This is a genomic window from Alteromonas sp. a30 (assembly GCF_026788005.1).
Classification (GTDB): Bacteria; Pseudomonadota; Gammaproteobacteria; order Enterobacterales; family Alteromonadaceae; genus Paraneptunicella.
The window spans coordinates 319,248-335,021 of sequence record NZ_JABEPE010000003.1; the positions used below are offsets into that span (position 1 = coordinate 319,248).

Below are 15,774 nucleotides of genomic sequence, written 5' to 3' on the forward strand. Positions count from 1 at the left end.
CGAGTAGGTCCCATGATGACCTTGTTGTACAAATTGGAGAACGAAAATGAAAAAACTAGCACTCGTATTTCTAATCAGTGCTATGAGTTTCACAACAGTTGCAGATGACTTCGCTCAAACAAAAATGAAACTTGAGCAAGCATTAAAATCTGATCTTAGAAGCGCAAAAGAAAAAGCAAGAGACGCAAACCGTAAACCTATTGAAACTTTGGCGTTTTTTGGCCTTCGAGACAATATGCGAGTCATTGAGCTCATTCCTGGAGCAGGGTGGTACAGTAAACTGCTTGCTCCAACCTTAAAAGAAAATGGGCAATATTATGCGGTAATGAATGCCAACCGCATTAAAGACCAACTACTTGTAAAGCCCGGTTTCGAAAAAGCCATCGTGCTAGAAGAAAAAGCAAGCTACTGGCGAGACAATGGTTCAGCCTATCTCACCGCAGATATCGAAACGTTAGGGGCCGATAACGTTGATATGGTTTTGACGTTTCGTAACTATCAAAACTTTAATGAAATTGGTCGCAAATCACTAAATGAAGCGGTTTATAAGGCACTTAAGCCCGGCGGTATTTACGGTCTGGTCAGTCATACAGCTCGACATATGGAACCACCGAATAACGAAAACAGGCGGCGATTTGATCCCGTTTTAGCAATGAAAGAAATTCTTGAAGCGGGTTTTGAATTTATCGACTTTAGTGATCTACACTATCGATCACAGGACTCACTGACGCTTGAGGTGGGCGATAAAAAAGTCACCGGACAAACCGACCGCTGGACCCTCAAGTTTAGGAAGCCATTAACTGAGCAGTAGCCTCCTTTAACAAAAACGAACTTGTGCTAGGATGAAGCTCCCGACAACTAAAAGAATAATAATATGAGTAGACTCGGCCCCGGATTTCTCATTACAGCGGCTTTTATCGGCCCTGGCACAGTTACAACTGCAACACTGGCTGGTGCGCAATATGGTTATTCGCTGACTTGGATTGTCACCTTTTCCGTAATTGCGACCATCATCTTACAAGAAATGTCAGCAAGACTGGGCCTTGTCACACAACAGGGTCTTGCTGAAGCAATTAAAGCAAGTATTCACTTCGCCCCACTTCGCTACATCGCTTTATTGTTAGTGGTCTGCGCTATTGGCTTTGGTAACACAGCCTATCAAGCGGGTAACTTAACGGGTGCAGCCATAGGTTTACAAAACTTATCGGATGGTAGCTTAGTTCAGTGGACGCTGATCATTTCTGTTTTCTCGGCACTGCTTTTAGCGACGGGGACCTTTAGCATCATTCGCAATGTACTCACAATACTGGTAGTGCTCATGAGTGCAGTATTTATCACCACCCTGTGGTATGCCGAACCTGATTTTGGTGAAATACTCACATCCCTTTTCACACCAAGCGTGCCGAGTGGTAGCTTACTTACTGCCATTGCATTGATTGGTACCACCATTGTTCCTTACAACTTATTTCTTCACGCGAGTGTTGCCAAACACAGCCTAAATGCACGCTCAAAAGAGGGCCAAACTCAATATGTATATAACAAAGACATGGCCCGAATTCGCATAGATAGCAGTGTTGCCATTGCCATTGGAGGGCTCATTACGTTGGCAATCGTCTGTACATCGGCCGCCGCTTTTTTCACTCATGGTATTGCGCCCAACACACAAAATTTAGCCTTACAACTTGAACCGCTTCTTGGTGAACAAGCTAAGCTTTTCTTTGCGATTGGGCTATTAAGTGCAGGTATCACCAGTGCAGTAACCGCCCCACTCGCTGCCGCTTATACCATCTGTGCTGTATTTGGTTGGTCTAGCTCGCCCAAAGGGTTCGCTTTTCGATTAACGTGGTTCTTTGTTTTGGCTATCGGTACGGGAGTTTGCTTTATTGGTATCACTCCTTTATCGGCTATTTTGTTTGCTCAAGCCAGTAATGGATTACTTTTGCCATTTATTGCCATCTTCTTGCTCTGGGTAATGAATAAGCAAGACATTTTGGGAGATTATACCAATGGTCCCATCAGCAACACCTTAGGTGGAATTATCGTGGTATTCGTTTCTTCTTTAGGAATTTACAAATTGGTTTCTTTATTTTGGGGATAAATGTTTTCACCTCAAAGGAATGAAGCACCAAAAGCCTGTAAATTCCCATATTCACATAGCGCACACGCGATTAAATCCGTATATAATCGGCGCTTTTTCGTGTTTACACTTTCACAGCGTTTTTAGGTTCGTACATAATGCGTCATATCATAGGCACTATTTCATTTTTAGGTTACGTTTTAAATACCCTCTTTTGGTCTATTCCTATAATATTTTTCTCGTTTTTCAAGCTTATCCCAATTAAGCCTTGGCAAACTTTCATGTCCTATTTCTTAGATAATTGCGCCACGGCTTGGGTTAGTTTGAACAACCTAAATCAACGACTGACTAGCCGCACGACTTGGGACATAAAAGGTATAGACTCCCTATCGATGAACGATTGGTACTTAATCATTGCCAATCATCGCTCATGGGTAGATATTGTCGTGTTACAACGCATCTTTAATCGGAAAATCCCCTTCCTAAAATTCTTCCTTAAAAAAGAGCTTATTTGGGTCCCGGTACTGGGTTTGGCGTGGTGGGCTCTCGATTTCCCATTTATGCAACGTTATAAAAAGTCATTTCTTGCCAAAAACCCACATTTGAAAGGTAAAGATCTCGAAACCACTCGTAAAGCCTGTGAAAAATTCCGTTTTAAGCCTGTTAGTATCATGAATTTCGTTGAGGGTACCCGTTATACAGAGGATAAATATGCGCGTCAGGCCTCACCTTTTAAGCACCTACTCAAACCCAAAGCTGGAGGGATTGCTTTTGTGCTCGATGCCATGCAAACCCATCTTCACACGTTAGTTGATGTCACCATTTATTATCCCGGCGGAACACCAAGCTTTTGGGATTTTGTTTCAGGAAAAGTGAAGCAAGTTCAAGTAAGGGTGAAGGTTCAATCTATTGACGAATTACGCCAGTCAGGCGTGATTGGTGACGACTATTTCAATAACAAAGATGAGCGCGTTATATTTCAAAGGTGGCTAAATCAAGTTTGGTACAGTAAAGATGATGAGATCACTCAGCTTATTGAAGCCGCTAAAAAATAGGGTATCTCTTGTGGGCATCATCATTTTTCCCATTCACTTTTTCCTACAGCTAGTAACAGTGAGCTTTTATGCCTCCAGCATACTTGTTTTTACACTGCTTAAACTGATACTTCCTTTTTCAACAGCTCAAAAATACATTAATAGCATCCTAGACTGGTGTGTTGGTGCATACGGAATATCCGCAGTTTTCTGGGTGAATTTGTTTAATAATCCAACATGGGATTATCAAATGAAAGGCGAACCTAGCAAAGATAATTGGTACTTACTTACCTCCAATCATATAAGTTATTTGGATATTATCCTTATTTTAAACTGGAGTTATTACCATATTCCTTCGCCTAAGTTCTTTATTAAAAAGGAACTGTTATTTATGCCTTTAGTTGGTCAGGCTTGTTGGGCATTGGATATGCCCTTTATGAGCCGCTATAACCGCAGGCAAGTCGCTAAGAATCCGCAGTTGAAAAATAAAGATATTGAGACCACACGTAAGCATTGTGAGAAATTCAAATTCAGGCCAACAACGGTAATTAATTTTGTTGAAGGCACCCGTTTCACTAAAGCGAAACAAGCCAAGCGAAACACACAATTTAAGCATCTGTTATCTCCTAAAGCCGGCGGTATTGCATTTACACTCGCCAGCATGGGAGAACTCTTCACCCACACTATTGACGTCACACTTCAGTATCCAGATAACCCTGGTCATGTCATGATCGACATGTTGCGTGGGCAACTTAAGCGCATTGTGATCCATGTTGAACTCGTCCCTATTGATAAACAACTCATAGGCGATTACTACAACGATCAAACGTTTAAATCTCGCTTTCAGGAAAAACTTAACGCCCATTGGATAAAAAAAGATAACAAACTGGAAAAGTTGTTGATTAAACACGATTAGTCTAGAGTAGTTTCTTATTTTTATCGGACCCAATCAGAGGATTTTGATGCTGAATTTGTCAGTGCCCGACAACTTACTTCATAACCACCTAAGTCCATTGCTTGATCAGGTCAAAGTTCCGACAGAACTACACCCTATTATCTATCACAGTATCGCTTTTGTAGTTATTCTGGGGATTGCCTTTATTGGCTTTAACGTCGTCAATCGATTATTCAGCGCCAATATCAGCCATTTACTGACTAAAACCAAAAGCAGCCTTAAGGATGCGCTGGAACGACATCATTTCTTTTCACGTTTTTCCCACACAATAACCGCTATGGTGTTTGGTGCAGCAGGTAATGCATTGTATGTACAGGAAAGCACTCCCTTATTTATTGTTGACCTAATTGCCACCGTCTATTTCATTATCGCCATCACATCAGTCTTTAACGCGATACTAAACACCATTCATTACAACTACAACCGCTCAAGATACTCCAAACGAGTACCAATAGATGGCTTCATACAAGTTGGCAAACTCGTGGTTATATCGATTGCAATTTTGCTGGTTGCAGCAAAAGTGTTAGACAAATCTCCCGGCTTACTGCTATCAGGTCTTGGCGCTATTACTGCCGTTTTACTTCTCGTATTTAAGGACACGATTCTTGGTTTTGTTGCAGGTATTAATATCGCGGCTAATCGAACTGTTAACAATGGCGACTGGGTCGAAATTCCAAGTTATGGTGCAGACGGTACTGTTTTAGCGCTAGGGTTAACCACGGTAAAAATACAAAACTGGGACAACACTATCACCTCTATTCCAACCTACGCTTTAATGAACGAAGAAGTCAAAAACTGGCGCGGCATGGAAAATTCAGGGGGGCGACGTATCAAGCGTGCGATTTGGCTTGATGCACAAACGGTTAATATTTGGAATACGGAACAACAAGAACAACTAAAACAGAAAAACCTACTAGCGCCACCACCGTTTGAAGAAATCGCTCACGAATCTCAAACCAATATTGGTCTACTTCGCAATTACATCCATCATTATTTGAAGCATCATCCTTTAGTCAACGAAAACCTAACTTTACTGGTACGTCAGTTGCAACCAACCGACTTAGGCATTCCTATAGAGGTATATTGCTTTAGCAAAGAGAAGTCTTGGGCGAAATACGAAACACTGCAAGCTGAACTCATTGAGCACTTTATTGCTGTATTGCCGCATTTTGGGTTGAAGATGTATCAAAGGATCAGCGACCGCTCCGAGGGAATCGATCGCTAATTGGATTAAGGCAAGAACCTAGTCATTAAGCAGATGATCGACGGCTTCCTCTAAGCTCTCATCTCCCCAAAACATTTCGCCTTTTGCGAAGAACATCGGCGCACCAAAGATGCCTATTTCAATTGCTTTGTCAGTGTTTTGCTTCAACGCATCTTTAAATTCAGCTTGCTCCAACTTGGCAAAAATCTCTGCAACTGGCGCCCCTAACCGTTCTAACAATGCTTGAATAGGAGCCGGATCTTTACCCGAAATATCAACACCTTGTTCAAAGTACAGTTCAAAAATGCCTTTGATGAAATCCGCTTCCCAAGGTTCGCCATGAATAGCAGTACCAATTCTTGCAGGCACTAAGGCAAAAGTCGGAAAAGTGTCTGGCCACTTATAAGGGTACCCAAGATTCTTAGACTTACGCAGCATATCACGACGCATATACTTTGCTTTCGCTGGAATGGAAACCGGTGCGTCACGATTCTCCGCTTTAAACACCGCTCCGAGTAAAAAAGGCTTCCAATCAACAACAAAACCTTTTTCATTGGCCAATTCGGCTATCCGCTTCGCCGTTAAATAACAATACGGACTGGAAAACTCATACCAGAACTCTAGGGTAGGTTTGGACATCGCTTTTCCCTCACAATTAAACGTTAAACCCCTTTCTTAATCAAATACCGAAATGGGTGATTTTCGGTGTCATAGGACACCAAAGTATGCGCCATAAATCGACAAAAACTTGGAATATCTCTCGTTGTCGCAGGGTCGTCAGCAATGACAAGCAAGGTTTCACCCTCTTGCATTTTTCGTACGCGCATCCTAACCATCATCACAGGTTCAGGGCAGCGCAAGCCGAGGGCGTCTAGCTCGTGATCTGCGTTATCAAACAGTTGCGTTGAATCACTCGATACCATATTGATCCCGATAAGCGGTCACACTCGGAAGATAAGCCTTGAACGCGTCCTTCTCCTTAATAAACTCTATGACGTCTGTTAACGCTACAATAGACACCACCTTTGTATTAAAGTCCCTTTCTACTTCTTGAATAGCAGAAAGCTCACCTTGCCCTTTTTCCTGACGATCCAACGCAATTAACACACCTGCCAGCTCTGCATTATTCGCTTGAATCAGGCTCATTGATTCACGGATGGCCGTTCCCGCGGTGATCACATCATCCACTAACATGATTCTTCCTTGCAGCGGGCTACCGACAAGGTTGCCGCCTTCACCGTGATCTTTTTTCTCTTTACGATTAAAGCAATAAGGTTTATCGATGCGATGTTTATCTGCCAGTGCAACGGCTGTTGTGGTGGCGATAGGAATTCCTTTATATGCAGGCCCGAATAACACATCAAACTCAATGCCAGAATCGACTAACGCCGCAGCATAAAATTGCCCCAGCTTAGCTAAATCATTTCCGGTATTAAATAAACCGGCATTAAAAAAATACGGGCTGGTACGCCCAGATTTCAAAGTAAATTCACCAAATTTCAACACCTTGCGCTGCAAGGCAAACTCAATAAAGTCTTGTTTATATTGCTGCATAACTGATTACTGACTTATAACTCATAGGATTTATGTTGAAAAGGCGCTTTATTAAAAGCGCCTTTATGCTTACGACTGAGCAGAAATCTTAGTTCAGTGCGGCTTTTTGTACATCAAAAATTTCACGGATGCCGCGTTTTGCTAGCTCCATCATTTCGTACATTTCTTCGAAACTAAATGGCGCTTCTTCTGCTGTACCCTGCACTTCAATTAACTTGCCTGTTTCGGTCATTACCACATTCATGTCTGTTTCTGCGGCTGAGTCTTCAAGGTATTCCAAGTCGACTACGGGTACACCTTGATAAACACCAACAGACACGGCTCCAATCATGCATTTCATTGGATTGGTTTTAATAATGCCTTTGGTACGCATATAGCTAAGGGCATCGGCTAGCGCCACACAAGCACCGGAAATAGATGCCGTACGCGTGCCACCGTCAGCTTGAATGACATCACAGTCAATGGTGATGGTATTCTCACCTAGCATTTTTAAATCAACCGCAGCTCGCAAAGCTCTGGCAATCAAGCGTTGAATCTCTAAAGTGCGACCACTTTGTTTACCCCTTGCCGCTTCTCGCTGAGAACGGGTATGGGTTGCACGAGGTAACATGCTGTATTCTGCTGTTACCCAACCACGACCTTCACCTTTCATAAAGCGAGGAACCCCTTCTTCTACGGTGGCATTACAAAGCACTTTTGTATTACCAAACTCAACAAGCACGGAACCTTCTGCATGAAGGGTATAGTTGCGTGTGATGGTAATGGGTCTAATCTGCCCTGTTGTTCTGCCGCTTGGTCGCATTGCGCTCTCCTAAGTGAAAATAAAAGTAATAGCTGGATATTATACGGCTATTTCAAATTTTCTCTTAGGAAATCGACCACTTCTTCATAGTAGGCTGTTCGATTTTCCTCATCAAAGAAACCATGCGCTTCGCCACTACGTGTAAACCAACGGTACTTTTTACCTTGCTTTTTCAGTGCTTCTGCTAACTTTTCCGCGTGTTCAAACGGAACACGCTCATCTTCTTCACCGTGCGCAATCATCACATTGGCTTTTAATTTATCCACATTATTTACAGGAGAAAACGCGCGCCAAACCGCTTCATCTTTACCTAGCGCCATCTCTAGGTAGCTTTCGCCATAACCGCGCTCGGGAATATCACCTTCAGTGAACATCATCTCTAAATCGTAAACACCACCACCAGCAATGGCGCATTTAAATAAATCTGGCTCAATGGTAGCGGCTTGAATGGCAGAATAGCCGCCAAAACTGAACCCCATAATGCATAACTTACTCGCATCAATATTATGATTCGCTAGCGCCCATTTTGTGCCATCTATAATGTCGTGCTGAATGGTGTCACCCCAATGTTTATGCCCTGCCGCCCAAAACGCTTTGCCATAGCCTTCGGAACCACGATAATTCACACGCAACACGGCATAACCTTGGCTCGCTAAAAGCTGAACGTCACGATTATACGTCCAATAATCGCGCACCCCATGAGGGCCGCCATGCACGAGTGTGACCATCGGTACTTTTGCATCCGCTGCAACACCATTTGGCATGGTTAACAAACCGTGCACTTTTGTGCCATCGCGCGCTTCAAAAGAAACCGGCTCTGTTAATGACACCAACTTTGCATCAATGTGGCTTAAGTTATTAAACAGCAAAGACAACTTATTAGTTTTCTTGTTGTACAAATAGAAAATGCCCGGATTAGTATCGGAGCTTACCGCCACCACACTCATATTGCCGTCTTCACTTTGGCTGGTAATGGTGACTTTGCTGCCCGCAAAGGTTTTCACCAAGTTGCGGAAAATCTGCGCTTCTTCATTGGTTTTATTGAAGATAACGTAATTAGGATAGCCGGGGTCAACTCTTACCGCGTAAACTTCTGTATCGTCATAATTAGTAACGGCGTGGGTAATATCTACATCTGGGTCTACATAAAGCTTTTTCTTCTCGCCAGTGTTGATATTGATTTTGAACAAGCCTTCTTTATCTTGATCATGATTTTCAATCACATAAAACCAATCACCTGATTCATCAAAAGCAATGGGCCTAAAGTACGAACCAATTGGCACATTTTCTAATTCGCTCCATGTACGTTCTTCTTCGTTAAACACATATGCATGGAGGCGGTACTCATTATCAACGCTGGTTGCTAAGCGAACTTTAGAGTTTTGATCGGTGTGAAAGGTAGTGTAAGGCGTAGGAGAGCGGCCCAATGGCTTACTCAATTTACCGTTATAAACATTCAATTCGTGAATAAAAGAATGTTTATCCGAGGTTGCAGATTGAGGTTCAGATGAAATCAAAATATGATCTTCATCATCAGGCATGTAATCAATAATATCAGCCCAGCCGATAGTCGCTTTCCGTTTCTGAATTAACGAACCCGTTTGCTTTTCCGCGGCACGATAACCATAAATCAGCTCAGCGCGGCTACCATCGTAATTCACCGCATAAAGCTCGCCATAATATTGAAGCTGCTCTAACCAAGCGCGTTTATGCATTATCTTAATAACAATGCGTTCATTGTTAACCCAATGAATATCTCCCACTTCTTCGCCACCAGCAAACGCCGTAGCCCCCACCATTTTGAAGGTAGAGGTACTCAGCACAATCATTTTGCGCTCACCTTCTTGGGTTAAAGTAACAGCAAGATGTTTTCCATCAGGAGAAAGTTCTGCTTCGTGGTAGGTATCCGCTTTTGCAATTAAAGCAGGGGAGATTTGCGCCAATACTGGCAAAGAAGTTAAAAGTATTATAGCTGTTATCAGCCGCCAACTCGGTTTGAGCATTCCTAGATCCTTTTATAACTAATATTCCGAAACCGCTCTTTCAGACCTCGAAAAAACGATCATGATAAAGCGGGGTAAGTATGGCAGAAGAGTAAGTTTTCGCAACCTTTACGCTGTCCTTACTACGGTAGACAAACAACTAAAATAATAAGACGTTAACAGGCCAATCAGTTCGCGTTAGAATGCCTCCATCAAACTTAAGGAACGATTACATGATATACAGCATGACTGCCTTCGCCCGTAAAGAACTTAAAGGCTCTTGGGGTACAGCCGTTTGGGAAATTCGCTCAGTTAACCAGCGATTCTTAGAAACTTACTTCCGCCTACCCGAACAGTTTCGAAGCCTAGAACCTGTATTGCGCGAGCGTTTCCGCAAACGCCTTCAGCGAGGCAAAGTAGAATGCAATTTACGCTTCAACGATGAAGGCGCGGAAAATAGCAAAATTACACTTAATGAATCCCTCGCAAAACAAGTTTTAGAAGCAGCAGACTGGATTCAGTCTCATGGTCAATCGACTGGCGTTAATCCATTAGATGTCTTGCGCTGGCCGGGCGTGGTTTCAGCAGAAGAAACCGATATGGACGCCATCCAAACCGAGTTACTCAAAGGCTTAGATGCCGCTCTAAATGACTTTATTGAAGCGCGTGCCACAGAAGGCGAAGAACTGAAAAAACTAATAGAACAACGCCTTGATGGCATTGAAGTAGAAGCCCAAAAAGTGGGTGAACACATGCCACAAATCATTCAATGGCAACGCGAAAAACTACAAACCCGCTTTGAAGAAGCCAAGGTCGAACTTGAAGAAACCCGCTTAGAGCAAGAAATGGTCATGCTAGCGCAAAAGCTGGATGTAGCCGAAGAGCTAGACCGCCTTGCTGCACACGTTAAAGAAACCCGCAATATCATGAAAAAAGGCGGTGCATGTGGCAGACGCTTAGACTTCATGATGCAAGAATTCAACCGTGAATCAAACACGCTAGGCTCTAAGTCGATTAATGCAGAAGTAACTCAATCCGCAGTGGAATTGAAAGTGTTAATTGAGCAGATGCGAGAGCAGATCCAGAATATTGAGTAATTTTTTACCTACACAAGAATGTCTTAGAAGCTCTGCTATTTCGTTGTAAATACAGGGCTTTTTTATTTTTCCCGTCCAAATCGGTTTGCAGATGCCCGTTACCAACTACCTGTTTAGTCGTGGGCAGAATGGTGGGCAGTAAGTTACCCAATTCTCGCATTTAACTGGCCACCACAACAGGTTAGCTGCTGATTCAATAAGCAAATCGGTGGTGGGCCGCCATTATTGCCCCCTCCATTATTTCAGCAACTATGGAGTAAACATGGGAAAACTCACAGCAAAACAGGTTATTGCTTACAGCAAAGCCGACCCAAAAAAATATTCAGACGGTGAAGGCCTATACTTTTACGTCCGCAAACAGGGCTCGCCTCATTGGATGATCCGCTACACCACAGCCAAAGGAAGACGAGAAGCGACCTTGGGACAATTTCCTTTGATGTCGTTGGCAGACGCTCGAATTGCCGCCGCTTATTTTCGGAAGGAAGTGCGTGCCGGCATAGATCCTCTTCTGGAAAAACAGAAAATCGAGTTACCTGACATCGAGACAGTGGATCAACTGTTCCATGACTGGTATCGAACAGACCTGAGTCGACGACTAAAGCATCCCAAGATTCCGTATCGGGTTTACACCAAAGACATAAGCCCAGTCATTGGCATTAAGTGTATTTCTGAGGTGACCGCTCGCGATGTGCGTGAAGTATTAGAGCGTATTCGAGAAAGTAACCGCCCTACCATTGCCAACGACACCTTGATGTGCATGAAGCAGCTGTTTCGACATGCGATTAAGCTCGACTTAACGCTGAATAACCCAGCCGCTGCATTTACCGTGGACGATGCCGGTGGCGTGGAGTCCAGTAAAGACAGGATGCTCAGCAAAGAGGAAATTCACTACGCCTTCAGCGTGTTTCATACCCATATCAATAGCTTTGGCCGCGATAGCTACCTCGCTTGATGTTTGTTTTTGGTATTGGGCGTGCGCAAAAGCGAACTGTGCGAAGCCATGTGGCGTGAAATGGACTTAACCATGGCCGTGTGGGATCTACCCAAAGAACGCAGCAAAACCGGCGTGCCAATCAGCATCCCCTTACCGCGCCAAGCCATTACCTAGTTCAACGAGCTGCAAATCCGTGCTTGTGGCTCGCCTTATGTTTTCCCTGCCAGACGAACAAGCCATCGTCCGCATAGGGGGCCAGATACACTGAACCGCGCAATTTCTAAACTCTTTGGTCGCGAGCCTGGGCGCAAAAAGCAGCCACCCAATAAAATGGGCAAGCTTGGGCACTTCACCGTACACGATTTACGCCGCACCTTTCGCAGCCTTGGTGCCTCTTTAGGCATTGCAGGCAACGTGGCCGAACGCTGTCTTAACCATAAGCTAAAAGGCGTTGAGGGCATTTACGACCGCCACGATTACTTTGAAGAGCGCCGAATTGCCCATCAAACCGTGGCTGATGTGATCGAACCACTGGTGAACTTTGAGCCCGCTTCACAACACCACACAGGAGTGCGTTAACATGCAATTTATGATGCGACTCACCTCTATTACCTTTCCAACAGCCATGCTGTCAGGGCTTGGTTGGTGTATTAGCCTTCTTCGATGGCAAACGAAGCCGTATGCCAAAAAAGCCAATCAGGCGAAACTAACAAACCACACTTTGCTCACTTACTGTGGGCAGTTGGAACAATGAGGCAGTACTCGATACAGCAAGCTTTAGAAGGTGAATAAGAGGAAATTAAACTGCCCCAAGGAATGGAGCAATAGAGGATGCGGTAAGAACTCCTAACCGCATCAAAAATGCCAAACTTGCAAAAGTCCCATATTGGGACCACCATCTATTTATGAGAATTATCGCATTATCAACCTTAAGAACATTTTGGGAAGACAGCCCAGAATACATTGACGCGAAAGAGCCAACGTTAGCGTGGTATAGGCATGCATTAAACGCTGATTGGGGATCACCTACGGATGTGAAACAGGACTTTAGAAATGCCAGCATCTTCAAAGATGGGCGTGTCGTGTTTAACATTGCCGGTAATAAATACCGATTAGTTGTTTGGATCAATTATGCCTACAAGGTGGTTTACATACGGTTTATAGGCAGCCATAGCCATGCACAATACGAAAAATTCGTCGGGAACGAATTTTCATGAGCAACGCGAGCCCGAAGGGTGAGGCTCATGGACGAGCCGAATAAAAAATTGATGTGCAAACGATTTAAAGCCAAAAGGTAGTAACAAGAGGTACATATAATGGACATCAGACCTATTAAAACAGATGCCGACTACCGCGCGGCATTAAACGACATCGAAAACCTAATGATGGCGGAGCCTGATACCATTGAAGGTGAAAAGCTGGACATTTTGGTTACGTTAGTCGAGGCCTACGAAGCAAAGCATTTTCCAATGGATTTGCCAGACCCTGTTGAGGCAATAAAGTTTGAGATGGAGCGCAAAGGCTTAACGGTTAAAGATCTTGAACCCATGATAGGTAAAAGCAATCGTGTTTATGAAATCCTAAACCGTAAGCGATCACTCACGCTAAAAATGATTTGGAAACTTCATGAAGGGCTAGGTATTCCAGCAGAGTCGCTGATCAAGCCACCGCAAGTTCGCGCTTCATAGTGCTGCGAATCAAAATTAGTTTGTTATGAATGACGCTCGCTACCCAAACATTTCTACTATTGATAACAGGCTAGCTGAGCTTGAAAACGAAAAGCAGCAGCTTCTCGCATTAAGAGAGGCTTTGCGTAGCGCTCAAAACGAGCGTTCAATACAGACATTCACGCCAGAACAAAAGGTCGCCCTATTCAGACAACGATTTCGTGGACGAGAGGATATCTTTGCCAATCGTTGGCAAAACCAACAGGGCCGCAGTGGCTATTCCGTAGCCTGTGATAATGAATGGGTAAACGGGGTTTGCAACAAACCCCGCATTAAATGCCAAGACTGTTCACACCGACAGTTTAGCGAACTAAACGAGCGCATTATTTACAGGCACCTTGCCGGTCAACAAGTGGTAGGGCTGTATCCCTTACTGAAAGATAATTCGTGCTATTTGTTAGCCGCCGATTTTGACAAAGGCTGTTGGCAAGAAGAAGTCAAAGCAATGTCTAAAGCGTGCCAAGCGTTTGATATTCCGCACGCGATAGAAATCTCGCGTTCTGGCAACGGGGCGCACTTATGGATCTTTTTTGAAACCAATATCCCAGCGAACCAAGCTCGGGCACTGGGTTTCGCTTTGCTTGATAAAGCCATGGAAATATTTCCAAATCTATCGTTTGACTCCTATGACAGGCTCTTTCCTAACCAAGATGTACTTCCTGAAGGCGGGTTTGGCAATCTCATTGCGCTACCACCTCAAAAGGAGGCTCGCCTTTCAGGCCGTAGTTGCTTTGTTGACAGTGATCTGAATGCCATCGATGATCAATGGCAGTACCTTGCTGGGCTTAAAACGCTGACTCAGTCGAGTATTGATCAACTCATAACAACCATTTCACCCAATACCCTATTGCTGTCCGAACAAGGGCGAACAGACAACCGCCCTCCTTGGGAAATCACAGCCAAAGCAGCACCAATAAAATTAGAGTCTTTGCCGAAAAACGTGACCATTACCTTGGCCAACCATATCTACTTTTTAATGAGCGAGTTACCTGGGCCACTACTGGCAGGACTAAAGCGATTAGCTAGTTTTTCTAATCCTGTGTTTTTTAAAACACAAGCGTTGCGCTTTTCAACTCATGGCATTCCAAGGTTTATTGCCTGTGCTCGTATTGAAAACGGTTATCTAGCACTACCGCGAGGCTGTCTTGATGACGCGATTGCTTTGCTACAAGAGCAAAACATTTCGCCACTATTTGACGATAAGCGTGAAACCGGTAAGCCATTATTAAAACTTACCCCTGAGTTCACTTTGCGAAAGAACCAGCGAGACGCAGTGGCCGCAATATCTAAACATGACTTCGGTATTTTGCATGCGCCGACCGCATTTGGAAAAACGGTTACTGCTATTGGTATGATCGTAAAACGCAAAGTAAATACCCTCATACTGGTTCATAGCCGACAACTGCTTGAACAGTGGCAAGAGCGCTTGCGCACGTTCCTACCCGAAGTAAACATTGGCAGTATAGGCGGTGGCAAAAGAAAGCCGAGTAGCATCGTCGACATTGCCACCTACCAAAGCTTAGTCAATAAAAAAGACAACTCTATCTCCCCTCTCATCCAAGACTACGGCCACATTATTGTTGATGAATGCCACCATCTATCTGCGCCAAGATTTGAAATGGTACTCAACGAGGTAAGAGCAAAATATGTATTGGGCCTAACAGCAACACCTGAGCGACAAGATGGTCATCAGAAGATCATTTTTATGGCGGCAGGGCCCATCCGCTACAAAGTGAAACAAAGCCCTGATGAGCAATTTGCTCAAACAGTGATTATTCATCAGCTATACGATATACCGCCAGCTGAGCTAATAAAAACAAATGAGCGCCCAAAAATAAGCGATGCTTACCGCTGGCTCGTCGATAACGAACAGCGCACGTCAAAAATCGTCTCAGACGCCTATCAGTGTGTTCAAAATGGCGGACACCCGTTAGTCCTTACAGAGCGTAGAGAGCACGCAGAGTACGTACACTCACGACTTACCGAGATGAGTATCAGCACTGTCGTACTTAAAGGCGCCATGAAAGCTGCCGAACGCAAGAACGCTGACAATCATCTGCAATCGGCTCAAGTTGTCGTCGCAACAGGAAAATATGTGGGCGAAGGATTTGACCTTCCAAGGCTGGATACGTTGTTTTTGGCCATACCAATCGCATGGAAAGGTACGCTGGCCCAATATGCCGGTCGTATTCATCGTGAATCCGAAGGAAAAACACAAGTAACCATTCACGACTATGTGGACTGCGCCCTCCCTATGCTGCAACGCATGTTTAAAAAACGTGAGAAAAGCTACAAAGCAATGGGGTACGCCCTCGAGTACTTTGATGGTAACAGTGACAAGCAACCTGCACTCAAGTTGGAAGACGCCCCTCCATAAAATCCCAAGTCAAAATAAACAGCAGCACTTG

At 44.1% G+C, this 15,774-nt stretch carries 15 protein-coding genes and 1 pseudogene; 11 read left to right on the forward strand and 5 right to left on the reverse strand.

What is annotated here, in order from left to right; translation table 11 throughout:
• Nucleotides 1-46: 46 nt before the first annotated feature.
• From HJG39_RS05345 to HJG39_RS05365, 5 genes are all read left to right on the forward strand, one after another.
• Nucleotides 47-811 carry a class I SAM-dependent methyltransferase gene (locus HJG39_RS05345; RefSeq protein WP_268407518.1) on the forward strand — a complete coding sequence of 255 codons (765 nt, stop codon included), beginning with the start codon at nucleotides 47-49 and terminating at the stop codon, nucleotides 809-811.
• Between the two features lie 63 nt (nucleotides 812-874).
• Complete coding sequence (locus HJG39_RS05350) at nucleotides 875-2,098, forward strand: Nramp family divalent metal transporter (protein WP_268407519.1); 1,224 nt, start codon at nucleotides 875-877, stop codon at nucleotides 2,096-2,098.
• Nucleotides 2,099-2,235: 137 nt separating this feature from the next.
• Nucleotides 2,236-3,132 carry an acyltransferase gene (locus HJG39_RS05355; protein WP_268407520.1) on the forward strand — a complete coding sequence of 299 codons (897 nt, stop codon included), beginning with the start codon at nucleotides 2,236-2,238 and terminating at the stop codon, nucleotides 3,130-3,132.
• 10 nt (nucleotides 3,133-3,142) lie between these two features.
• Nucleotides 3,143-4,027 carry an acetyltransferase gene (locus HJG39_RS05360; RefSeq protein ID WP_268407521.1) on the forward strand — a complete coding sequence of 295 codons (885 nt, stop codon included), beginning with the start codon at nucleotides 3,143-3,145 and terminating at the stop codon, nucleotides 4,025-4,027.
• Nucleotides 4,028-4,073: 46 nt separating this feature from the next.
• A complete protein-coding gene (locus HJG39_RS05365; protein WP_268407522.1) occupies nucleotides 4,074-5,291 on the forward strand; it encodes a mechanosensitive ion channel family protein in 1,218 nt (405 codons plus the stop codon).
• An 18-nt stretch (nucleotides 5,292-5,309) separates the two neighbouring features.
• On the opposite strand, the gene HJG39_RS05370 is transcribed toward HJG39_RS05365, so the two are convergent.
• The 5 genes from HJG39_RS05370 to HJG39_RS05390 form a co-directional block, all read right to left on the reverse strand.
• Nucleotides 5,310-5,909, reverse strand: a complete 600-nt coding sequence (locus HJG39_RS05370; protein WP_268407523.1) for a 2-hydroxychromene-2-carboxylate isomerase — start codon at nucleotides 5,907-5,909, stop codon at nucleotides 5,310-5,312.
• A 23-nt stretch (nucleotides 5,910-5,932) separates the two neighbouring features.
• Nucleotides 5,933-6,193 (reverse strand): sulfurtransferase TusA, encoded by a 261-nt coding sequence (tusA, locus tag HJG39_RS05375; RefSeq protein WP_268407524.1) that lies wholly within the window; start codon nucleotides 6,191-6,193, stop codon nucleotides 5,933-5,935.
• Nucleotides 6,180-6,824 (reverse strand): orotate phosphoribosyltransferase, encoded by a 645-nt coding sequence (pyrE, locus tag HJG39_RS05380; protein ID WP_268407525.1) that lies wholly within the window; start codon nucleotides 6,822-6,824, stop codon nucleotides 6,180-6,182. Before pyrE ends, tusA begins: the two co-directional genes overlap by 14 nt.
• Nucleotides 6,825-6,912: 88 nt before the next feature.
• On the reverse strand, nucleotides 6,913-7,626 hold the full coding sequence (gene rph / locus HJG39_RS05385) for a ribonuclease PH (protein ID WP_268407526.1): 714 nt from the start codon (nucleotides 7,624-7,626) through the stop codon (nucleotides 6,913-6,915).
• 47 nt (nucleotides 7,627-7,673) lie between these two features.
• A complete protein-coding gene (locus tag HJG39_RS05390; protein ID WP_268407527.1) occupies nucleotides 7,674-9,629 on the reverse strand; it encodes an alpha/beta hydrolase family protein in 1,956 nt (651 codons plus the stop codon).
• Between the two features lie 212 nt (nucleotides 9,630-9,841).
• Here HJG39_RS05390 and HJG39_RS05395 point away from each other — a divergent pair, with 212 nt between their 5' ends.
• The 6 genes and pseudogenes from HJG39_RS05395 (at nucleotide 9,842) to HJG39_RS05420 (ending at nucleotide 15,743) form a co-directional block, all read left to right on the forward strand.
• The gene (locus HJG39_RS05395) at nucleotides 9,842-10,705 is read left to right on the forward strand and encodes a YicC/YloC family endoribonuclease (RefSeq protein ID WP_268407528.1); all 864 of its coding nucleotides are present in this window, start codon (nucleotides 9,842-9,844) and stop codon (nucleotides 10,703-10,705) included.
• Nucleotides 10,706-10,967: 262 nt separating this feature from the next.
• A pseudogene (locus HJG39_RS05400) lies at nucleotides 10,968-12,218 on the forward strand (tyrosine-type recombinase/integrase).
• A gap of 1 nt (nucleotide 12,219) precedes the next feature.
• Nucleotides 12,220-12,393: a hypothetical protein gene (locus HJG39_RS05405; RefSeq protein WP_268407529.1), complete on the forward strand. Its 174-nt coding sequence runs from the start codon at nucleotides 12,220-12,222 to the stop codon at nucleotides 12,391-12,393.
• Nucleotides 12,394-12,544: 151 nt separating this feature from the next.
• On the forward strand, nucleotides 12,545-12,856 hold the full coding sequence (locus HJG39_RS05410) for a type II toxin-antitoxin system HigB family toxin (RefSeq protein ID WP_268407530.1): 312 nt from the start codon (nucleotides 12,545-12,547) through the stop codon (nucleotides 12,854-12,856).
• 99 nt (nucleotides 12,857-12,955) lie between these two features.
• The gene (locus HJG39_RS05415; RefSeq protein WP_268407531.1) at nucleotides 12,956-13,327 is read left to right on the forward strand and encodes a helix-turn-helix domain-containing protein; all 372 of its coding nucleotides are present in this window, start codon (nucleotides 12,956-12,958) and stop codon (nucleotides 13,325-13,327) included.
• A 25-nt stretch (nucleotides 13,328-13,352) separates the two neighbouring features.
• Nucleotides 13,353-15,743: a TOTE conflict system archaeo-eukaryotic primase domain-containing protein gene (locus HJG39_RS05420; protein ID WP_268407532.1), complete on the forward strand. Its 2,391-nt coding sequence runs from the start codon at nucleotides 13,353-13,355 to the stop codon at nucleotides 15,741-15,743.
• Nucleotides 15,744-15,774 lie beyond the last annotated feature (31 nt).